Raw genomic sequence first — 16,627 nt, 5'->3', positions numbered from 1 at the left:
GGAATGGTGGCAACGCGCGCCGGCCGCGTAAAGACGTGGTATTCGACGGCCGGTTGGGGGTCGGCTCGTTGGCAACGGTGCCTCGCCGCACTGGTCACCGCCGTCCTGTTTTGGCCGCAGTCGTCGGTCGACGCCGACATCGGGGTCGATCCCTCCTGGGAGGCCGCGGTCGCGCTGGCCCGGATTCACCACCTCGCGTGGGGTCCCGAGATTGTTTTCACCTACGGCCCGCTGGCATTCCTGCAGAACACCGCCTACTACTCGACCCAGCAGGCGGTGCTCGCGACGCTCTACCAGGTTGGCGTCATCGCCGCGCTGTTCCTCGGCATCGCGGCGGCCCTGAGTCGGCGCTACCCGGCGACGACGTCGCTGGTCGGCGCGTTCGTGACGACCGGCATCACCGCGATCCTGCTGGGTTCCATGTACCCCGAGGTGGTCGTTTTGGCCGCGTTCGCGTGGGCCGGCCCGCTGCTCTTGCACGATGACCTGAAGCGGTCGACGGTGTTCATCACGTCCGTCGCGCTGGCCGCGGTCGGCGGCTTTGAGCTGCTGGTGAAGTTCAACACCGGACCGGTCATCGCGATTATCGCGCTGGCGGCGTCGATCCTGCGGGACTGGAGAGCTCTGGGGCGCCACTGCGTAACGGTGACCGCTTTCGCGGTGTCCATCCCGATCTGGTGGCTGCTGGCGGGTCAGCGACTGGGGAACCTGCCGGTCTGGCTTCGTTACAGCGGCCAGATCGTCTCCGGCTACATCGAGGGGCAGGCCGTACCCGTCCCACTCGATGCCGTCGGCGCGGTGCTGCTCACCGTTGCATGGCTCGTGGTGGTTTGCGCAATGCTGGTGCGCGGCGGCCGGCTGATCCCACGCAGCTACGCGGTGCTCGTCGCCGTCACATCGGTGCTGATCGCCAAGAGCGCGTTCGGACGCTACGACACCAATCACTTTTCCGCGCTGCTGGGCCTGATGATTATCACGGTGGCCATCACCCCGCTCTACGGAATTGTTCGGCGTCGGTTCGAAATCGCCGCGGTGCTGATCCTCGTCGTGTTCCTCGCCGGGACGTTGGTGATCGAACAGCGGCCCGTTGCGGTGCTACAGGCTCCCGTGCGCGCCATGGATCGCCTGGCCACGCTCGCCTTCCCCGGTCGCGCGGCGGCGCACATCCGAGACAGCAAAGCGCGCCAGCGCCGGCATTACGGCATTCCCGAACGCTTCGTCAAGACCATCGGGTCCGCGGCAGTCCATGTAGACCCCGACGAGACTTCGGTCGTATGGGCGTATGACTTCGACTGGCGCCCCGCACCCGTTTTCCAGACCTACTCGGCCTATACACCCGCGCTGGACAGACTGAACAGCGAAACCCTGGGAGACGGGCCACAATTCGTGGTGTCGCGACAGTCCCCGACCTCGCCCGCCACCGGCATCAACGACCGCCTCGACGTGCAGGAAAACCCGCTGTATTCACGTTCGCTGCTGTGCGACTTTGGCGTACGCGGCGCCGAAAACCACTGGGAGCTGCTGGCACGCAGTCAACCCCGCTGCGGACCGCTCGTTCCGATCTCGGAAGTCGTTGTGCGCGATGGTAATTCGGTCACAGTGCCCGCACCGACCCGCCCCCATACGGCGGTCTTGGTGGGCATCGACTTGGACCGGACCATCGTCGACAGGCTCTTCATGGGATCGCTCATTCCGCTGACCACTTTCACGGTGGTCCTCGACGGGGTCAGCTACCGCCTCACCGCCGGCAATGCCGCCGAGCCATTTCTGGTCAACACGCCGGATTCGGTCACTGCCACCAACCTCAAGATCCACTCCCACACAATCGGTGTCGGCCGAACCCGATCCTTGGGTCAGCACGACCCCACCGCACGACTGCGCTTCTACGAAATGCGCGTCAATCCGTAATCACCAGCCGAGTTCCAGCGTTCTCATCAGCGGGCAGGCGCGTCGGTACCTCACCCGGCCGGCAGTGCAGCAAGATGATGGGTCGGGCCTTCCGGGCCTCCAAGGCCTTTAGAGGCGCCGTCAACCACCGAACACAAGGGGACGCGATGAGCAATCACACCTACCGCGTTATCGAGATCGTCGGGAGTTCACCCGATGGAATCGACGCCGCGATCCGCAACGGCCTCGATCGAGCGGCGCAGACCATGCGCAGCCTGGACTGGTTCGAGGTCGAGTCGGTGCGCGGCCACCTGGTCGACGGCGCCGTCGGCCACTTTCAGGTGACTATGAAAGTTGGCTTCCGCCTGGAAGATTCGTAGCTACTAGCCTGCGACAGCTCCCGGCTCGGGGGAATACGGCGCGCCGAATCCCGTCACCGGCTGGTAGCCGTGCTTGCGCGCCTTCTCCGCAGCCTGCCGGATCAGGGCGTAGACGGCGACGAAACCGGCGTGGTCGGTCGCCACCAGCGGGGTCAGCAACCGGTTGTGCACCAAGGCGAACGCCACCCCGGTCGCCGGGTCGGTCCAACCGACCGAGCCGCCCATGCCGACATGCCCGAACCCCGGCATCAGATTGCCGATCGGGAAACTGTGATAGCCCAGGTGGAAGGCCATCGGCACGAACAGATTCCGATCCGGCCGAAGCCGCCGTTCACCGGTCAGCCCCGCGACCAGCTCGCGCGACAAGAACCGGGTGCCGTCGATCTCGCCGCCGTTGGCGATCGCACCGTACATCTTGGCCAGCGCCCGCGCCGTCACCACCCCGTTGGCGGCGGGGATCTCGGCGTCCAGCATCGGGATGTCGCCCTGGACGGCGGCCAGGACGCCCGGGAAGTACATTGAGCGGAATCCGCCGGAGAACTGGTTGGCGATCTTGTGCATCGCGTAGGTCAGCACCGGGTTGGCGGCGACATCCTGCGGCATGATGATCTCGGCTGCGCGGGTGGGTGATCCGGCCGGCGGACGACCCAGGTGAAAGCCGTCGGTGTCGAGTGGCTCCGCGAGTTCCTCGCGGAACAGGATGCGCATGCTCTTTCCGGTGACGGCCCTGGCGAGCCCGGACATCAGCCAGCCGAAGGTCAACGCGTGATATGCCGATTTGCCCAGCAGGCGGCCGGGAGCCGCAGCTGCCAGCCGCTCTTCCATCACGACGTGATCCATCAAATCGTCCATGGTGGCGCCGCGCAGACCTGACAGACCGGCATGGTGCCTCATCACGTCGCGGACCGTGAGTTTCGCCTTGCCGTTGGCCGCGAATTCCGGCCAATACTCGGCGACCGGGGCGTCGTAGTCGATCAGCCCCCGATCGGCCAGCCGGTGGATGACCGTGGCGGCCATGCCTTTGGTTGCCGAGAACACCATCGGCGCGCTGTCAGCCGACCACGGCACCTCGCCGCGCCGGTCGGCCCACCCTTTCCAGACGTCGACGACGGGTTGCCCGTCCAGATACACCGTCAGCGCCCCGCCGCCGGTCCGACGGGCGGGAAACATGCTCGAAAAGAAACGAACGACGCATGCGAAGTGGGAGTCCGCCGCGCCGGACAGCCGATGACCTGCGTCAGGGTCATCGCGGAAAGGAACCGCGCGTCGATTGACTCCGATGTCTACCGTCACACCTTTGAATTTACTTGGATTTCACAGAGGCCAGTGTCAAACCCGAATTATATTTACCGTTCCGTTAGGACGATGCCGCCTGGAGTATTTGCTGGGCCGCCAACGCCGGGGTCAACTCGCCGGCTCGGACCTGGCACTCCACATCCGAGCGGATCTTACGCACCTCCGGGTGCGACAGCACCCGGTCCAGTACCGCGTCGCGGACCAGTCGCCACGTCCAGTCGACCTGCTGCTCGCGCCGCCGGGCGTCGAACTCTCCAGCCTCGGTGAGCACCCGGCGATGACGCTCGATGGTGTCCCACAATTCGGTCAATCCGGCGCCCTCGACTGCGCTCATTGTGAGAACCGGTGGCAGCCATAGTGTTTCACGAGGATGGATCAATCTCATCGCCCCGGACAGCTCCCGGGCAGCGATCCGCGCATCGCGCAGGTGTTCGCCGTCGGCCTTGTTCACCACCACAATGTCGGCGAGCTCCAGCACACCCTTTTTGATGCCCTGCAACTGGTCGCCGGCACGCGCCAGGGTCAGCAGGACGAAGGTGTCGACCATGTTGGCGACCGCGACCTCGGACTGGCCGACGCCGACCGTTTCGATCAGGATCACGTCGAAACCGGCGGCTTCCAACAGCACGACCGTTTCCCTGGTGGCCTTTGCTACACCGCCTAAGGTCCCGGAGGTGGGCGAGGGCCGGATGTAGGCGTCCGGGTGCATGGCCAGTCGCGCCATCCGCGTCTTGTCGCCCAGGATCGAGCCGCCGGTGCGCGTCGATGACGGGTCGACCGCCAGCACCGCCACCTTGTGCCCCTGCTGGATCAGGTGCATCCCGAGCGCCTCGATGACGGTCGACTTGCCCACGCCGGGAACGCCGGTGATGCCGACGCGATGCGCCTTGCCGGAATCCGGCAGCAAGGCCAGCAGCAGCTGTTGCGCCTGCTCCCGGTGGTCTTTGCGGGTGGACTCCAGCAGGGTGATGGCCCGTGGCAGTGCGGCGCGGTCGCCGCGTCGGATGGCCTCCGCGAGTTGTTCGGTGGTCATCGGGGATGCCTCGTCGCAGGCGCCGAACGTAACGGCACGGCGAGTAAGCACGCCCACGGTGGTCTCGAAATTTGCCACAGCGTTACGGTCGCGGGAAGGATTTGGCCGGCCACTAGTCCAGGTCGTATCCCAGACGCTCGGCCAACTTCTGCAGCAGGCCGATGGCGGCGTCGGCGATCACCGTCCCGGGCGGGTAGATGGCAGTCGCCCCGGCGGCGTAGAGCTCGTCGAAGTCACCGGGCGGGATGACACCGCCGACCACGATCATGATGTCGGGCCGACCCACCGTGGCCAGCGCATCGCGCAGCGCGGGCACCAGTGTGAGATGCCCGGCGGCCAGCGAGGACACACCGATCACGTGGACATCGTTATCGGCCGCCTGGCGGGCGACCTCCTCCGGCGTGGAGAACAGCGATCCGACGTCGACGTCGAACCCGATGTCGGCGAATGCGGTGGCAATCACCTTCTGACCGCGGTCGTGGCCGTCCTGGCCCATCTTGGCCACCAGGATCCGAGGCCGGCGACCGTCGGCCTCGGCGAATTTCTCTACTAGCTCGGTTGCGGCAGCGATATTAGGGGCCTTTCCGACCTCGTCACGGTAGACGCCGGCGATGGTACGGACCTCGGCCTGGTGACGCCCGTATACCTTTTCCAGCGCGTCGGAGATCTCGCCGACGGTGGCCTTGGCGCGAGCTGCATTGATGGCCAACGCCAGCAGATTATTGCCCAGCCCGTCTTCCCCGGCGCGGCCATGAGCCGCCGCGGCGCGGGTCAGTTCGCCCAGCGCGGCGTCGACCGCCGCCTGGTCGCGGCCGGCCCGCAGCTCCCGCAATTTGGCCAGCTGTTCGGCGCGCACCCGGGTGTTGTCGACCTTGAGCACCTCGATCTGTTGCTCCTCGTCGACCCGGTACTTGTTCACCCCGATCACCGGCTGCTGGCCGGAATCGATGCGGGCCTGGGTGCGGGCGGCCGCTTCCTCGATGCGCAGTTTGGGAATCCCGTCGCTGATGGCCGCCGCCATGCCACCGTGCTCGGCGACCTCCTCGATGTGGGCCCTTGCCCGCTGGGCGAGCTGATGGGTCAACCACTCGACGTAATAGGAACCGCCCCAGGGATCTATGGGCCGGGTGGTGCCCGATTCCTGCTGCAGCAGCAGCTGGGTGTTTCTGGCGATGCGTGCCGAGAAGTCGGTGGGCAGCGCTAACGCCTCGTCGAGGGCGTTGGTGTGCAACGACTGAGTGTGGCCCTGGGTTGCGGCCATCGCCTCGATGCAGGTGCGGGCCACGTTGTTGAACACGTCCTGTGCCGTGAGCGACCAGCCCGAGGTCTGCGAATGGGTGCGCAGCGACAGCGATTTGGCGCTTTGAGGCTCGAATTTGGCCACCAGCTCACTCCACAGCAGGCGGCCGGCGCGCAGCTTGGCCACCTCCATGAAGAAGTTCATCCCGATTCCCCAGAAGAAGGACAGTCGGGGGGCGAACGTGTCGATGTCCAAGCCGGCGTCCAGGCCGGCCTTGATGTAGTCGACACCGTCGGCCAGGGTGTAGGCAAGCTCCAAAGCGGCTGTGGCACCGGCCTCCTGGATGTGGTAGCCGGAAATCGAGATGGAGTTGAACTTTGGCATTTTCGCGCTGGTGTAGGCGAAGATGTCGGAGATGATCCGCATGGACGGCTTGGGCGGATAGATGTAGGTGTTGCGGACCATGAATTCTTTGAGAATGTCGTTCTGGATGGTGCCGGCCAGCTTCTCCGGCGGCACGCCCTGCTCCTCGGCCGCGACCACATATAACGCCAGGATGGGCAGCACCGCGCCGTTCATCGTCATCGACACGCTGACCGCCGACAGGTCGATCCCGTCGAACAACTGCCGCATGTCGAGGATGGAATCGATTGCTACGCCCGCCATTCCGACATCGCCCTGCACTCGTGGATGATCGGAGTCGTAGCCGCGGTGGGTGGCCAGGTCGAAGGCCACCGACAGGCCCTTCTGGCCGGCGGCCAGGTTACGGCGGTAGAACGCATTGGAGTCGGCGGCGGTGGAGAAGCCGGCGTATTGCCGAATGGTCCACGGCTGGTTGACATACATCGTCGGGTAGGGGCCGCGCACGAAGGGCGGCTCGCCGGGAAAGCTGTGCAACGGGTAACCCTCGGCAGCGGCGGCACGGCGATCGGCGGCGGTGTAGACCGGTTTGACGTCAATGCCTTCCGGCGTGTGCCAGTGCAGCTGGTCGGGCTGGTAGGAATGGGCGGCGGCGGCCGCGGCGACCAGCTCTTCCACTCCCATTTCCGTGGCCGGCGCCACGGCGCGATCGCCGTGCAGCGGAACATCGGCGAAACTGCCGACAACAGGTGCGGTCGTCGTCATCGTGGCTAGGCTCCCAACCGAGTGAGGAGATTCGACAAAGCTTCCAGCGCATTGATTTTCGCGGTCAAGAACTCATCGGGCCGAGGGCCCGCCGAGTCTCCCAGCGCTGTTTCCGGTCCGGCCAGGTAGACGCGCGTTATCCCGGCGTTCCTCGCGGCCTGTGCCACCTCGGCGGCCTCGTCCCGGTAACGCTTGTCGGTACCGCAGATCACCGCCACCGTCGGCGACCCCGCCTCCGACACAACCTTTGCCACACCGGCCGCATCCACCGTTCCGGGGTTGAGCGCCTCGATGCCACCGGAAGCCAACAGGTTCGCCGCGAACGTCGTGCGGATGTTGTGCTCGGCCAGCGGACCCAGCGGCAGCAACAGCGCTTGCGGTCGTGAGCCGGTGCGGGCCAGGAAACCATCCGAGCGGTCGCGCAATGCTTCGAACCCGGCGGCATAGCGGACCAGTTTTCTGCCGTTACCCAGCGAATCAGCTTGTGGCAGCGGGGGTTCCTCGAGATTCGCAAATTCGTTGACGCCGGTGATCGCGAGGCGGCGATGCGCAATGTCGTTAGTGCGGCGGGCGGCAGGCTCGGCGATCTGGCCGGCCAGATAGTCATGGGCGGCGACGAAACCGCCGTGCGCCTCGATGGACTGGAAATGCCGCCAGGCCTGCTGGGCCAGTTGTTCGGTGAGATCCTCGACGAACCACGACCCCCCGGCCGGATCCAGCACCCGGCCCACATGTGATTCCTCCAGCAGCAACAGCTGAGTATTGCGGGCGATGCGGCGCGCGAAGCTGTTCGGGGTGCCGGGAAAGCCGCCGGGAATGGCCACATCGAACGGCTGCACCAGCACCGTGTCGGCGCCGCCGACACCCGCGCCGAAGGCTGCCAGGGTGCAGCGCAGCATGTTCACCCACGGGTCGCGCTGGGTCATCATCGGCAGCGACGTCTCGGCGTGCACGGTGACCGCGCCGCCGTCCGGGTCTCCGGCGACGTCGGCGACGCGGGCCCACAAGTGGCGGGTGGCCCGCATCTTGGCCAGCGTCATGAACTGGTCGTCGTCAGCGGCCAGCCGCAGGCTGATCTGCCGCAGTGCGTCACCGACCGGAATCCCCGATTCGCTGAGCAGCCGGAGATAGGCCACCCCCGCGGCGATGGTGCCGGCGAGTTCCCAGGCCGCGGTGGCGCCCAGGTTGTGAAAGGCCGGTCCGTCGACGGTGATGGCCCGCACACCCCGATCGCCCGCGACCCGCGCGGCGACCGCGACAATGTCCTCGACCGTCGCTGCGGAACGATCACTGAAACAGGCTGTCAGCGGGTCGCCGCCCAAGTCGACCGACACAGTGGCGCGCTGGTCGGCGTCCAGCTCTGCGACCAGCGTAAGCATGGCATCGCAGGCCGCCGGGTAGTCGGCCCCCGCATCCAGGATCACCGGCGCCAGGTGTAGGTACACGCCGGCAAGCAGTTTGCCGAGCTGCTGCGGTGCCACACCGCCGGCGCCCGCCCTGATCAGCAGCGCGCTCACCCCCTCGCCGAGCGCGGCCAGGAGGGCGGCGTTGGCATCATCGGACGTGGTCGCACGTGGGGGCGGAAATGCCTCGGCGACCTTCCAGCCGGAATTGACGTCACGCAGCGCGTCGCCGCCGCGCACGTAGGGCCACTGGCCGGGCAGGGAGGGCTCGGGCAGCTCGTCGAATGCGGTATAGAGGGCCCGGATCGCGAACCCGTCATAGGTCGGGGTCTCCAGCAGCTGCTCGGGGTGGTCCCCGAGTTCTGCCGGGTCACGGCGAGTGGTCTTGGACAGCACAGCGGCGACCGCAGCGCGCCAACGCTCGCGAACCTGTTCTAGGCCGGCGAGCCCGGGTACATCAATGGACACCGACTGCTCCTATTTATGCAGCTTTATGCAGCAACTGACAACTTTGTTTCTGGTTGCTTCAGGACCGCCACTAACTAATAAGGCTAGTTGATTGCGGCCGCCGCATAGGTGACGAGGTCTGGCGACCGAGGCCGGAGTGTGACAAGAAACGCCAGCCAGGGGAAACGAGATATTCATGTTCACCCCGTACCCTTGGACAGCGTGACGGCCTCGGCCATCTGCAAAACCACCGATACGGTGCGCGGTATCGCGATCGCGCTCGGTACGGCCGCGCGTCAGGTGTCGTTACCGCGGATGGTGAGCACCGTGGTGGGAATCACAGCATTGGTCGCGGTGGCGCTACTGGTTCCGCTCCCCACAGCGGTGCAGATGCGGGACTGGGCAACATCGGTGGGCCCGTGGTTCCCGCTGGCGTTTCTGCTCGTGCACATCGTCGTCACGGTGCCGCCATTCCCGCGCACCGCATTCACCGTGGCCGCCGGCCTGTTATTCGGTCCGGCGTGGGGCATATTGATCGCGATCACCGCCAGCACAGCCAGCGCGGTCATCTCGATGCTGCTGGTGCGCGCAGCCGGATGGCGGCTTAACCGCCTGGTGCGCCACCGGGCGGTCGACCGGCTCGACGCGCGGCTGCGGGAGCGGGGCTGGCTGGCGATATTGTCGTTGCGGTTGATTCCGGCGGTACCGTTCGCGGCGCTGAACTACGGCGCCGGCGCATCGGCCGTGCGGGTGGCGCCGTACGCGCTGTCCACGCTGGCCGGTCTACTCCCCGGCACTGCCGCGGTGGTGATTTTGGGCAATGCGCTCGCCGGGGACGGCAACCCGCTGCTGGTCTTGGTGTCGGTGTGCACGGCCGCGCTGGGTATGGCCGGACTGATCTTCGAGGCGCGCCACTATCGGCGCCAGCACCGCCGCAGCATGCCCCACTACAACGACGAGCCCGTGCGCGAGCCGGCTGTCACCCACTGAACCGGCGACTGCATCAGAGCGTCCCTATCGCGCTGTAACCAGCGCATCTCATACCTGAATCACCTTCTCCGAATACCCGCGCCCCAGCATTGGTGGCGTCAACCAGATGGTCGTGGACGCAGTCGCCGCGTGCTCTGCAAATCAGGAATCACCTGGACGCAAGGCAACCGTGGGTGTCGTCGACCACGCCCGCGATCGACGACCCGCTGGGTCCTCGCCGGTGTCAGCGCTGAGGTAGCTCCAGATGTCATATGTGATCACGTCACCGGAAGTGCTCGCGACGGCCAGCACGCAGCTGGCCGGAATCAGGTCAGCCATCAGTGAGGCCAACGCGGCGGCCGCGGCACCGATAACGGGAGTGCTGGCCGCCGGCGCCGATGAGGTGTCGGCGGCCATCGCAGCGATGTTTACCGCGCACGGTCAGGCATATCAATTAATCAGCGCTCAAGCGGAAGCATTCCACAACCAGTTTGTGTAGACCCTGGCGGCCAACGCGGCTGCCTATGCGAACACCGAGGCTGCAAATGTCGCGCAGACCCTCCTGAACGTGGTGAACACGCCCTCGGAAGCCCTCACTGGCCGCGCCTTGATCGGCAACGGGGTCAACGGGACGTCGTCAGGCCAGGCCGGCGGGGAGCGGGGCTGGTCGGCGGTGCCGGCGGCGCGGGCGGGATCTTCGGCCATTCCGGTGGTGCCGGCGAAGCCGGTGCCGGCGGTGCCGGGGGCACCGGAGGTACCGGCGGGGCCGGCGGGGCCGGCGGGGCCGGCGGCCATGGCGGTGCGGGTGGCCATAGCGGCAACGGAATTCCCGACGGGAAGGCAGGCGCGGACGGCAAAGCCGGTGGCTTCGGCCCCAACGGCACCGCCGGTGAACCCGGAACGCCCGGCTGATCCGGCTGATGTCGCCCATCGCGACACGCCAATGGGCACCCGGGTAGCCCGCACCCGGTCCACACCGGCAGCCGTCGTTTGCACCGGCGAACAGAACTCGGCTATCACCGCGTCGTTGCCGTTCCCCCGCGTGGCAACGAATCTGCGAATTGGCCAGCAGCTGTGCAAGTTTGGAATGAAGTGCGGGCAGGTCACGGATGTCAGCGAGAGCAAGGTGGCGTTTCTGGCCGCCAGCCAATGCGGTGATTCCGGTGGCCCGGTCTCACCTCCTGCAGAATGACTGCACCGCGGTGGCGGTCGCCATCCACATCCGCGGTGGGCGCCCAACGATCCCAATCCTGGATGCTCGCCACCAGCCACATTTTCGGTCGCCGAGCTGGTGCACCCCTGGCTCGAAGCGCGACGTTCGCGCTGTTACCGGTTCAGCTACAGCAGCGCGGGTCCAGAACCGCGCACAGTGCCTGCAGGCCCTGCGGGTGGGCGCGGTGGAAGACGTACATACCGCGACGGTCGGAGACGACCAGGCCCGCATTGCGCAACTGGGCCAGGTGATGGCTGACCGTGCCGTCGGACAGGCTGAGGGCCGCGGCCAACTCGCCGCTGGTCTGCTCGCCTGCGCTGGAGCTGAGCAGATACGACATGATCTTGACCCGGGCCGGATCGGCCAAGGCCTTAAGCCGCAGTGCCACCTCGAGGGCGTCGTCGTCGCTCATCGGCCCCGCGGCCACTGGAGCGCAGCACACCGGTTGAGAGATATCGATCACGGGCAACGCTTTAGGCATAATTCCACCATGCCAGATACCTTGACATATATCAAAAAGATGGCATCATGGGCATCGGCACTAGTTCGATATATGTCTAACAGATTGGAGGTTGTTTCCGATGTCTCGTGTGCAACTGGCCCTCAACGTCGATGACCTGCAAAGCGCTATCACGTTCTACTCCAACCTATTTGGTGCGCAACCGGCCAAGATCAAGCCCGGCTACGCCAACTTTGCGATCGCCGATCCGCCGCTGAAACTGGTGCTGCTGGAAAACCCCGGCTCCGGCGGCAGCCTGAACCATCTCGGCGTGGAGGTCGACTCCAGCGCCACAGTGCATGCCGAAATCGCCAGGCTGACCGAGGCCGGCATGTTCACCGAGGAGGAGATGGGAACCACCTGTTGTTTTGCCACCCAGGACAAGGTCTGGGTCACCGGCCCCGGCGGGGAACGCTGGGAGGTCTACACCGTGTTGGCCGACTCCGAAACCTTCGGCACCAGCCCCGCTCGCCCCGGCGACGAGGACACTACGTGCTGCGGCGCCGAGGCCGCGGCGACGTCGTGCTGCTGACACCCCAGCTGCCGGGTTGCACCTGGCTTCGATAACTGTCAATATCGATGCATGTCGAATCAACTGAAGCCGTCGGGCATGGGCGACCCGTGCTGCGAGGTCAGCCCATTGGTGACCGAACCGCTGAACGCCCCGGCGGCAGCGGTAATGGCGGCCCGGTTCAAGGCCCTCTCCGATCCGGTACGGCTGCGCCTGCTCTCGGCGGTGGCCAGCCACGCCGGCGGGCAGGCCTGCGTGTGCGACATCACCGATGGCCTTGACGCGCTCGGGGTTGGTCAACCGACCATCTCCCATCACCTCAAGGTGCTGCGCGAAGCCGGGCTGTTGACCTCGCAGCGCCGCGGCAGCTGGGTCTACTACGCCGTGGTGCCCGAGGCGCTCACCGAGCTCTCGGCGCTGCTATCCGGTGTCCCCGCGACCGCAGCGGCGGCAGCCCGGTGACCGGTACAGCCCGGCTTTCCACGCTGGATCGATTCCTGCCGCTGTGGATTGGGTTGGCGATGGCCGCCGGGCTGGCACTGGGCCGGCTGATCCCCGGCCTGGGCGGGCTGCTCAGCGCTGTGCAAGTCGATGGGATCTCGCTGCCCATCGCCGCCGGCCTGCTGATCATGATGTATCCGGTGCTGGCCAAGGTCCGCTACGACCGGCTCGACGCCGTCACCGCCGACCGCCGCCTGCTGATCGGTTCACTGCTGCTGAACTGGGTGGCCGGCCCGGCGGTCATGTTCGCCCTGGCCTGGCTGCTGCTGCCGGACCTGCCGCACTACCGGACCGGGTTGATCATCGTCGGGCTGGCCCGCTGTATCGCCATGGTCATCGTCTGGAACGACCTGGCCTGCGGTGACCGCGAAGCCGCCGCCGTCCTGGTCGCACTGAACTCGATGTTCCAGGTCGTCATGTTCGCCGCGCTGGGGTGGTTCTACCTTTCGGTGTTGCCCGGCTGGCTCGGCCTGCCGCAAACCGGCATCGAGATCTCGGCGTGGCAGATCGCCAAATCCGTGCTCATCTTCCTCGGTATCCCCCTGGCCGCCGGATACCTGACCCGTCGGCTCGGAGAACGCGCCAGGGGACGGCAGTGGTATGAGAACCGGCTGCTGCCCCGACTCGGACCCTGGGCTCTGTACGGACTCTTGTTCACGATCGTGATTCTCTTTGCCCTGCAAGGTGATCAGATCACCACCCGGCCATGGGACGTCGCCCGTATCGCGCTGCCCCTGCTGGCCTACTTCGCCGTCATGTGGGCCGGGGGCTACGCGCTGGGACTGGCGTTGCGGCTGGGCTATGCCCGCACTACCACGCAGGCATTTACTGCCGCCGGCAACAACTTTGAACTCGCCATCGCCGTGGCGATCGCCACCTTCGGTGCCTCCTCCGGTGAGGCGCTGGCCGGGGTGGTCGGACCGCTGATCGAAGTGCCCGTGCTCGTCGCCCTGGTGTACGTCTCATTGGCGCTGCGGCCGCGGCTCTTCCCGTCACCGCCGACCCCGACCCATCCGATGGAAAGCTTGCCCTCATGACCGACACGCCCAGCGTGTTGTTCGTCTGCGTGCACAACGCCGGCCGCTCCCAGATGGCCGCCGCCCTGTTGACCCGGCTGTCCGAGGGCCGCATCGAAGTCCGTTCGGCCGGAACCGAACCCGCCGACCGGGTCAACCCGGTCGCCGTGGCGGCGATGGCCGAACTGGGGATCGACCTGACCTCGGCGATCCCGAAGGTGCTCACCCCTGCGGCCGTGCAGACCAGCGATGTGGTGATCACCATGGGCTGCGGCGACGCGTGCCCGTACTTCCCCGGGGTGTCCTACCGCGACTGGAAACTCGACGACCCCGCAGGCCAGCCCCTCGACGTCGTGCGGGCGATCCGCGACGACATCATCGCACATGTCGGTGAACTGATCGCCGAACTACTGCCGGCACCCACAACCGGATGACGATCCAGAATGCCTGTGTGCTAATCGGTTTCGCGCCGACGCCGAATGCAAAGTCTGGTTGTGCGGTACTGGCAAGACCGTAACCACCACCGAGGCGCCGCATGCCACCGGGATTCCGTCTCAACCGCAGATCGTCACAGTAGAGGCATTCCACCGACCGTCCAGATGCGGGTTGCGGCGATCTCGTTACGCATCCGATGGCAGTGTCGGCCAAGCGATATCACTCGGGATATCGCTAACGAAAAAAGACCACCGGGCCCCGCAGGAACTGGTGTGGCACGACTTTCCCAGCAACCACGTCTGGACAGCAGCGGGCTCTCCCGCGATGAGCGCGCTGCGCAGGCGAAATGGTCCTCAGTACCGAACCAAATCGCCGCCCTGATAACGCCGGCCGACGTCCCCGGCGCGTCTAACGGCCGGCGACCGCAGGCAGCGTGAGCCGGAATTGCGCGCCACCATCATGTCCCAGGCACACCAGGTCCCCGCCGTGTGCCCGAGCCAGCGCCCGCGCGATCGGCAGGCCCAACCCGGCGCCACCGTGGTCTCGGGCGCGTGCAGCGTCCAGGCGCACCAGGCGTTCGAAGATGCGGTAGCGCTCGTCGTCGGGGATGCCGGGGCCGGTGTCGGTGACGGTGACCTCGGCCCTCCCGCCGCCGCCACCCAGCTCGACGGTGACGGACCCGCCCGCCGGGGTATATCTGCGAGCATTGTCAAGCAGGTTGGACAGTATCTGCGCCACCCGCGTCGGGTCCGCCGCGATGGTCAGCGACCTGAGCCCCGTCCGGCTCATCGTGAGGTTCGGCGCCAGCATGGCGGCCCGGTGCACTTCGGCGTCGACGATGGCACCCAAGTCGGTGTCGTGCACATCCAGCGATAGTCCGGCGTCGATACGGCTCAGATCCAGCATGTCGGCGACCAGCCGACCGGCCCGGCGGGCGTCCGACAGCAACAGGCTGGCGCGGCGGTACTGACCGCGCGCCACGGAATCCGCCTCGTGCTGGCTGGCGCTGGTGGCCAGTTGTTCAGCGGCGGCCTGGATTCCGGCGATCGGGGTGCGCAGTTCATGAGCGGCGTCGACGAGAAATTGCCGGGTCGCGCTTTCGGCTCGCTGCGCAGATTCCGCGGCTTGGCGGGCCCGCAGCTCAGAAGCTTCCAATGCGTCCAACATCCCGTCGAAAGCGCTTGCGGCCCGGCCGAGTTCGGTATCGGTGCGATCCGGGCACAGTCGACGGCCACGGTCACCGCTGGTGATGTCCTGGGCGAGCGCAGCGAGTCGGTCCAATGGCCGCAGCGCAGCCCGGCTGACCACGACCAGCAGCAGCGCCGCCACCGCCAGGGTTCCCAGACCGGCCGTGATCATCAGCTGACGCAGCTGGCGGGTCACCTGAGTGGTCTGGGTGGTGTCGGCAACCAGGATCAGCCGGGAACCGTCCGGCAACGGGTGCACCACCGCCGTTGCAGTGGCGTCCGGTGGCAGGCCGGGCGGGGGCCCCATCGGAGGAGGCGGCGGGGGGCCGGGAGGCGGCGGATGCGGGCCCGGTGGCAGGGGCGGCGGATACCCCGGCGGCGCCGGGACGACCGGGCCTGCGGTGGTCGCGGGGCTGATGCTGCGATCACCGTAGGCGCTGCCGTCGGCGGTCACCAACAGGGCCCGCACGCTACCCCCGTTGAGCTGGGCGGCAAGCAACTCGGGTGACGTGTGCGCGGCCACCAGCGCATCGGCGCGCGAGGTGGCCGCCATGAGCCGATCGTGCAGATTTCGCCGAGCCTGCAGCCCGAGGCTGACGTCGACAGTGACACCCAGCACCACCAGCAGCCCCGCCAGCAGGGCCACCACCAGCAGCACCACCCGGCGCTGCAACGACGGCGTCGGCGTGGCGGGATCGACCGCAGGTCCCGTCGGGGTAGCCGTCATGACCGTGGTTGTTGAAGCCGGTATCCGATGCCGCGGACCGTGTGCAGCGTCCGTGGGCCATGGGCCTCGAGCTTTCGCCGCAGACTGCTGACGTGGACGTGGACCAGATTGGTGTCGTAGGCGTCGTAACCCCACACCGCATTGAGGATCTGACGGGCGCTGACAATCCGGCCGCGTTGCCGCACCAGGAAGTCGAGCAGCCGAAGCTCGGTGGCGGTCAGTTCCAGCTGGTGGCCATCGCGTGCGGCGACTCCAGCCTCGACGTCGAGCATCAGATCGCCGACCTGCACCACGCGCGGTAACCGACCCCGCCGCCGCAGCACCGCGCCCACCCGTGACACCAGTTCGGCGAGTTCGAAAGGCTTGACCACATAGTCGTCGGCGCCGCCGTCAAGACCGCGCAGCCGGTCGGTCAGGCCGTCGCGGGCGGTGATCAATACGATGCTGATGTCGCCCCACGCCTGGATGACGTTGATGAGGTCGAAGCCGTCCCGACCCGGCAACATCACGTCGAGCACCACCAGATCCGGCCGCAGGCCCTCTAGGACGTCCTCCAAACCTTCACCGTCACAACGGGTTTCGGTGTGATAACCGACGTCGGCCAATGCCTCGCCGACCATTTCCCGGATGGTCTCGGAATCCTCGACCACCAGCACTCGCGGTGCGCCGACACTGAACCGACCGATGCGCCCCGCCGCCGAACGACCTGCGAAGCGGTCCGGGCGCGAACGATCGGTCATGGCTCCATTGTTAACGTG

General features: G+C 66.8%; 12 protein-coding genes and 3 pseudogenes. 8 read left to right on the top strand and 7 right to left on the bottom strand.

What is annotated here, in order from left to right; genetic code table 11:
* Positions 1 to 3: 3 nt before the first annotated feature.
* A complete protein-coding gene (locus tag EET10_RS12525) occupies positions 4 to 1,908 on the top strand; it encodes a hypothetical protein (protein WP_122502189.1) in 1,905 nt (634 codons plus the stop codon).
* A 146-nt stretch (positions 1,909 to 2,054) separates the two neighbouring features.
* Positions 2,055 to 2,267 carry a dodecin gene (locus tag EET10_RS12520; RefSeq protein ID WP_023373419.1) on the top strand — a complete coding sequence of 71 codons (213 nt, stop codon included), beginning with the start codon at positions 2,055 to 2,057 and terminating at the stop codon, positions 2,265 to 2,267.
* 3 nt (positions 2,268 to 2,270) lie between these two features.
* Here the strand turns inward: EET10_RS12520 and lipL are convergent, their stop codons facing one another.
* The 4 genes from lipL to mutA form a co-directional block, all read right to left on the bottom strand.
* Positions 2,271 to 3,560: an esterase/beta-lactamase LipL gene (gene lipL, locus EET10_RS12515; RefSeq protein WP_036400973.1), complete on the bottom strand. Its 1,290-nt coding sequence runs from the start codon at positions 3,558 to 3,560 to the stop codon at positions 2,271 to 2,273.
* A 64-nt stretch (positions 3,561 to 3,624) separates the two neighbouring features.
* Positions 3,625 to 4,596: a methylmalonyl Co-A mutase-associated GTPase MeaB gene (gene meaB / locus EET10_RS12510; RefSeq protein ID WP_036401439.1), complete on the bottom strand. Its 972-nt coding sequence runs from the start codon at positions 4,594 to 4,596 to the stop codon at positions 3,625 to 3,627.
* 112 nt (positions 4,597 to 4,708) lie between these two features.
* Positions 4,709 to 6,961 (bottom strand): methylmalonyl-CoA mutase, encoded by a 2,253-nt coding sequence (scpA, locus tag EET10_RS12505; RefSeq protein WP_036400975.1) that lies wholly within the window; start codon positions 6,959 to 6,961, stop codon positions 4,709 to 4,711.
* A gap of 5 nt (positions 6,962 to 6,966) precedes the next feature.
* A complete protein-coding gene (gene mutA, locus EET10_RS12500; RefSeq protein WP_036400977.1) occupies positions 6,967 to 8,832 on the bottom strand; it encodes a methylmalonyl-CoA mutase small subunit in 1,866 nt (621 codons plus the stop codon).
* Between the two features lie 201 nt (positions 8,833 to 9,033).
* On the opposite strand from mutA, the gene EET10_RS12495 reads away from it, so the two are divergent.
* The 3 genes and pseudogenes from EET10_RS12495 to EET10_RS32595 all read left to right on the top strand — a co-directional run.
* Positions 9,034 to 9,801 carry a TVP38/TMEM64 family protein gene (locus tag EET10_RS12495; RefSeq protein ID WP_063467760.1) on the top strand — a complete coding sequence of 256 codons (768 nt, stop codon included), beginning with the start codon at positions 9,034 to 9,036 and terminating at the stop codon, positions 9,799 to 9,801.
* Between the two features lie 244 nt (positions 9,802 to 10,045).
* Positions 10,046 to 10,689, top strand: a pseudogene (locus tag EET10_RS31630) (PE family protein); the annotation flags it as partial.
* Positions 10,690 to 10,783: 94 nt separating this feature from the next.
* Positions 10,784 to 11,089, top strand: a pseudogene (locus EET10_RS32595) (endopeptidase); the annotation flags it as partial.
* Positions 11,090 to 11,114: 25 nt separating this feature from the next.
* Here the strand turns inward: EET10_RS32595 and EET10_RS12475 are convergent.
* A complete protein-coding gene (locus EET10_RS12475; protein ID WP_063467757.1) occupies positions 11,115 to 11,474 on the bottom strand; it encodes an Rv2640c family ArsR-like transcriptional regulator in 360 nt (119 codons plus the stop codon).
* Positions 11,475 to 11,574: 100 nt separating this feature from the next.
* On the opposite strand from EET10_RS12475, the gene EET10_RS12470 reads away from it, so the two are divergent.
* The 3 genes and pseudogenes from EET10_RS12470 (at position 11,575) to arsB (ending at position 13,954) form a co-directional block, all read left to right on the top strand.
* The gene (locus EET10_RS12470; protein ID WP_036400980.1) at positions 11,575 to 12,024 is read left to right on the top strand and encodes an ArsI/CadI family heavy metal resistance metalloenzyme; all 450 of its coding nucleotides are present in this window, start codon (positions 11,575 to 11,577) and stop codon (positions 12,022 to 12,024) included.
* Positions 12,025 to 12,102: 78 nt separating this feature from the next.
* Positions 12,103 to 12,465 (top strand): ArsR/SmtB family transcription factor, encoded by a 363-nt coding sequence (locus EET10_RS12465; protein ID WP_244601924.1) that lies wholly within the window; start codon positions 12,103 to 12,105, stop codon positions 12,463 to 12,465.
* Positions 12,462 to 13,954, top strand: a pseudogene (gene arsB / locus EET10_RS12460) (ACR3 family arsenite efflux transporter). Before EET10_RS12465 ends, arsB begins: the two are co-directional and overlap by 4 nt.
* A 409-nt stretch (positions 13,955 to 14,363) precedes the next feature.
* On the opposite strand, the gene EET10_RS12450 reads toward arsB, so the two are convergent.
* Both EET10_RS12450 and EET10_RS12445 read right to left on the bottom strand, forming a co-directional pair.
* Positions 14,364 to 15,869 carry a sensor histidine kinase gene (locus EET10_RS12450; RefSeq protein WP_122502188.1) on the bottom strand — a complete coding sequence of 502 codons (1,506 nt, stop codon included), beginning with the start codon at positions 15,867 to 15,869 and terminating at the stop codon, positions 14,364 to 14,366.
* Positions 15,866 to 16,609, bottom strand: a complete 744-nt coding sequence (locus tag EET10_RS12445) for a response regulator transcription factor (RefSeq protein ID WP_099188315.1) — start codon at positions 16,607 to 16,609, stop codon at positions 15,866 to 15,868. The genes EET10_RS12450 and EET10_RS12445 overlap by 4 nt, the downstream gene beginning before the upstream one ends.
* Between the last annotated feature and the right edge of the window lie 18 nt (positions 16,610 to 16,627).

The sequence above is a fragment of the Mycobacterium pseudokansasii genome (assembly GCF_900566075.1).
In the GTDB taxonomy this organism is placed as follows: Bacteria; Actinomycetota; Actinomycetes; order Mycobacteriales; family Mycobacteriaceae; genus Mycobacterium; species Mycobacterium pseudokansasii.
Note: the sequence above shows the minus strand (reverse complement) of the source record. Positions and strands in the feature narration are given on the sequence as shown.

Coding starts and splice junctions, on each gene's coding strand:
- EET10_RS12525 (WP_122502189.1), top strand. CDS start 4: ATGGTGGCAACGCGCGCCGGCCGCGTAAAGACGTGGTATTCGACGGCC.
- EET10_RS12520 (WP_023373419.1), top strand. CDS start 2,055: ATGAGCAATCACACCTACCGCGTTATCGAGATCGTCGGGAGTTCACCC.
- meaB (WP_036401439.1), bottom strand. CDS start 4,596: ATGACCACCGAACAACTCGCGGAGGCCATCCGACGCGGCGACCGCGCC.
- scpA (WP_036400975.1), bottom strand. CDS start 6,961: ATGACGACGACCGCACCTGTTGTCGGCAGTTTCGCCGATGTTCCGCTG.
- EET10_RS12475 (WP_063467757.1), bottom strand. CDS start 11,474: ATGCCTAAAGCGTTGCCCGTGATCGATATCTCTCAACCGGTGTGCTGC.
- EET10_RS12470 (WP_036400980.1), top strand. CDS start 11,575: ATGTCTCGTGTGCAACTGGCCCTCAACGTCGATGACCTGCAAAGCGCT.
- EET10_RS12465 (WP_244601924.1), top strand. CDS start 12,103: ATGGGCGACCCGTGCTGCGAGGTCAGCCCATTGGTGACCGAACCGCTG.
- EET10_RS12450 (WP_122502188.1), bottom strand. CDS start 15,869: ATGACGGCTACCCCGACGGGACCTGCGGTCGATCCCGCCACGCCGACG.
- EET10_RS12445 (WP_099188315.1), bottom strand. CDS start 16,609: ATGACCGATCGTTCGCGCCCGGACCGCTTCGCAGGTCGTTCGGCGGCG.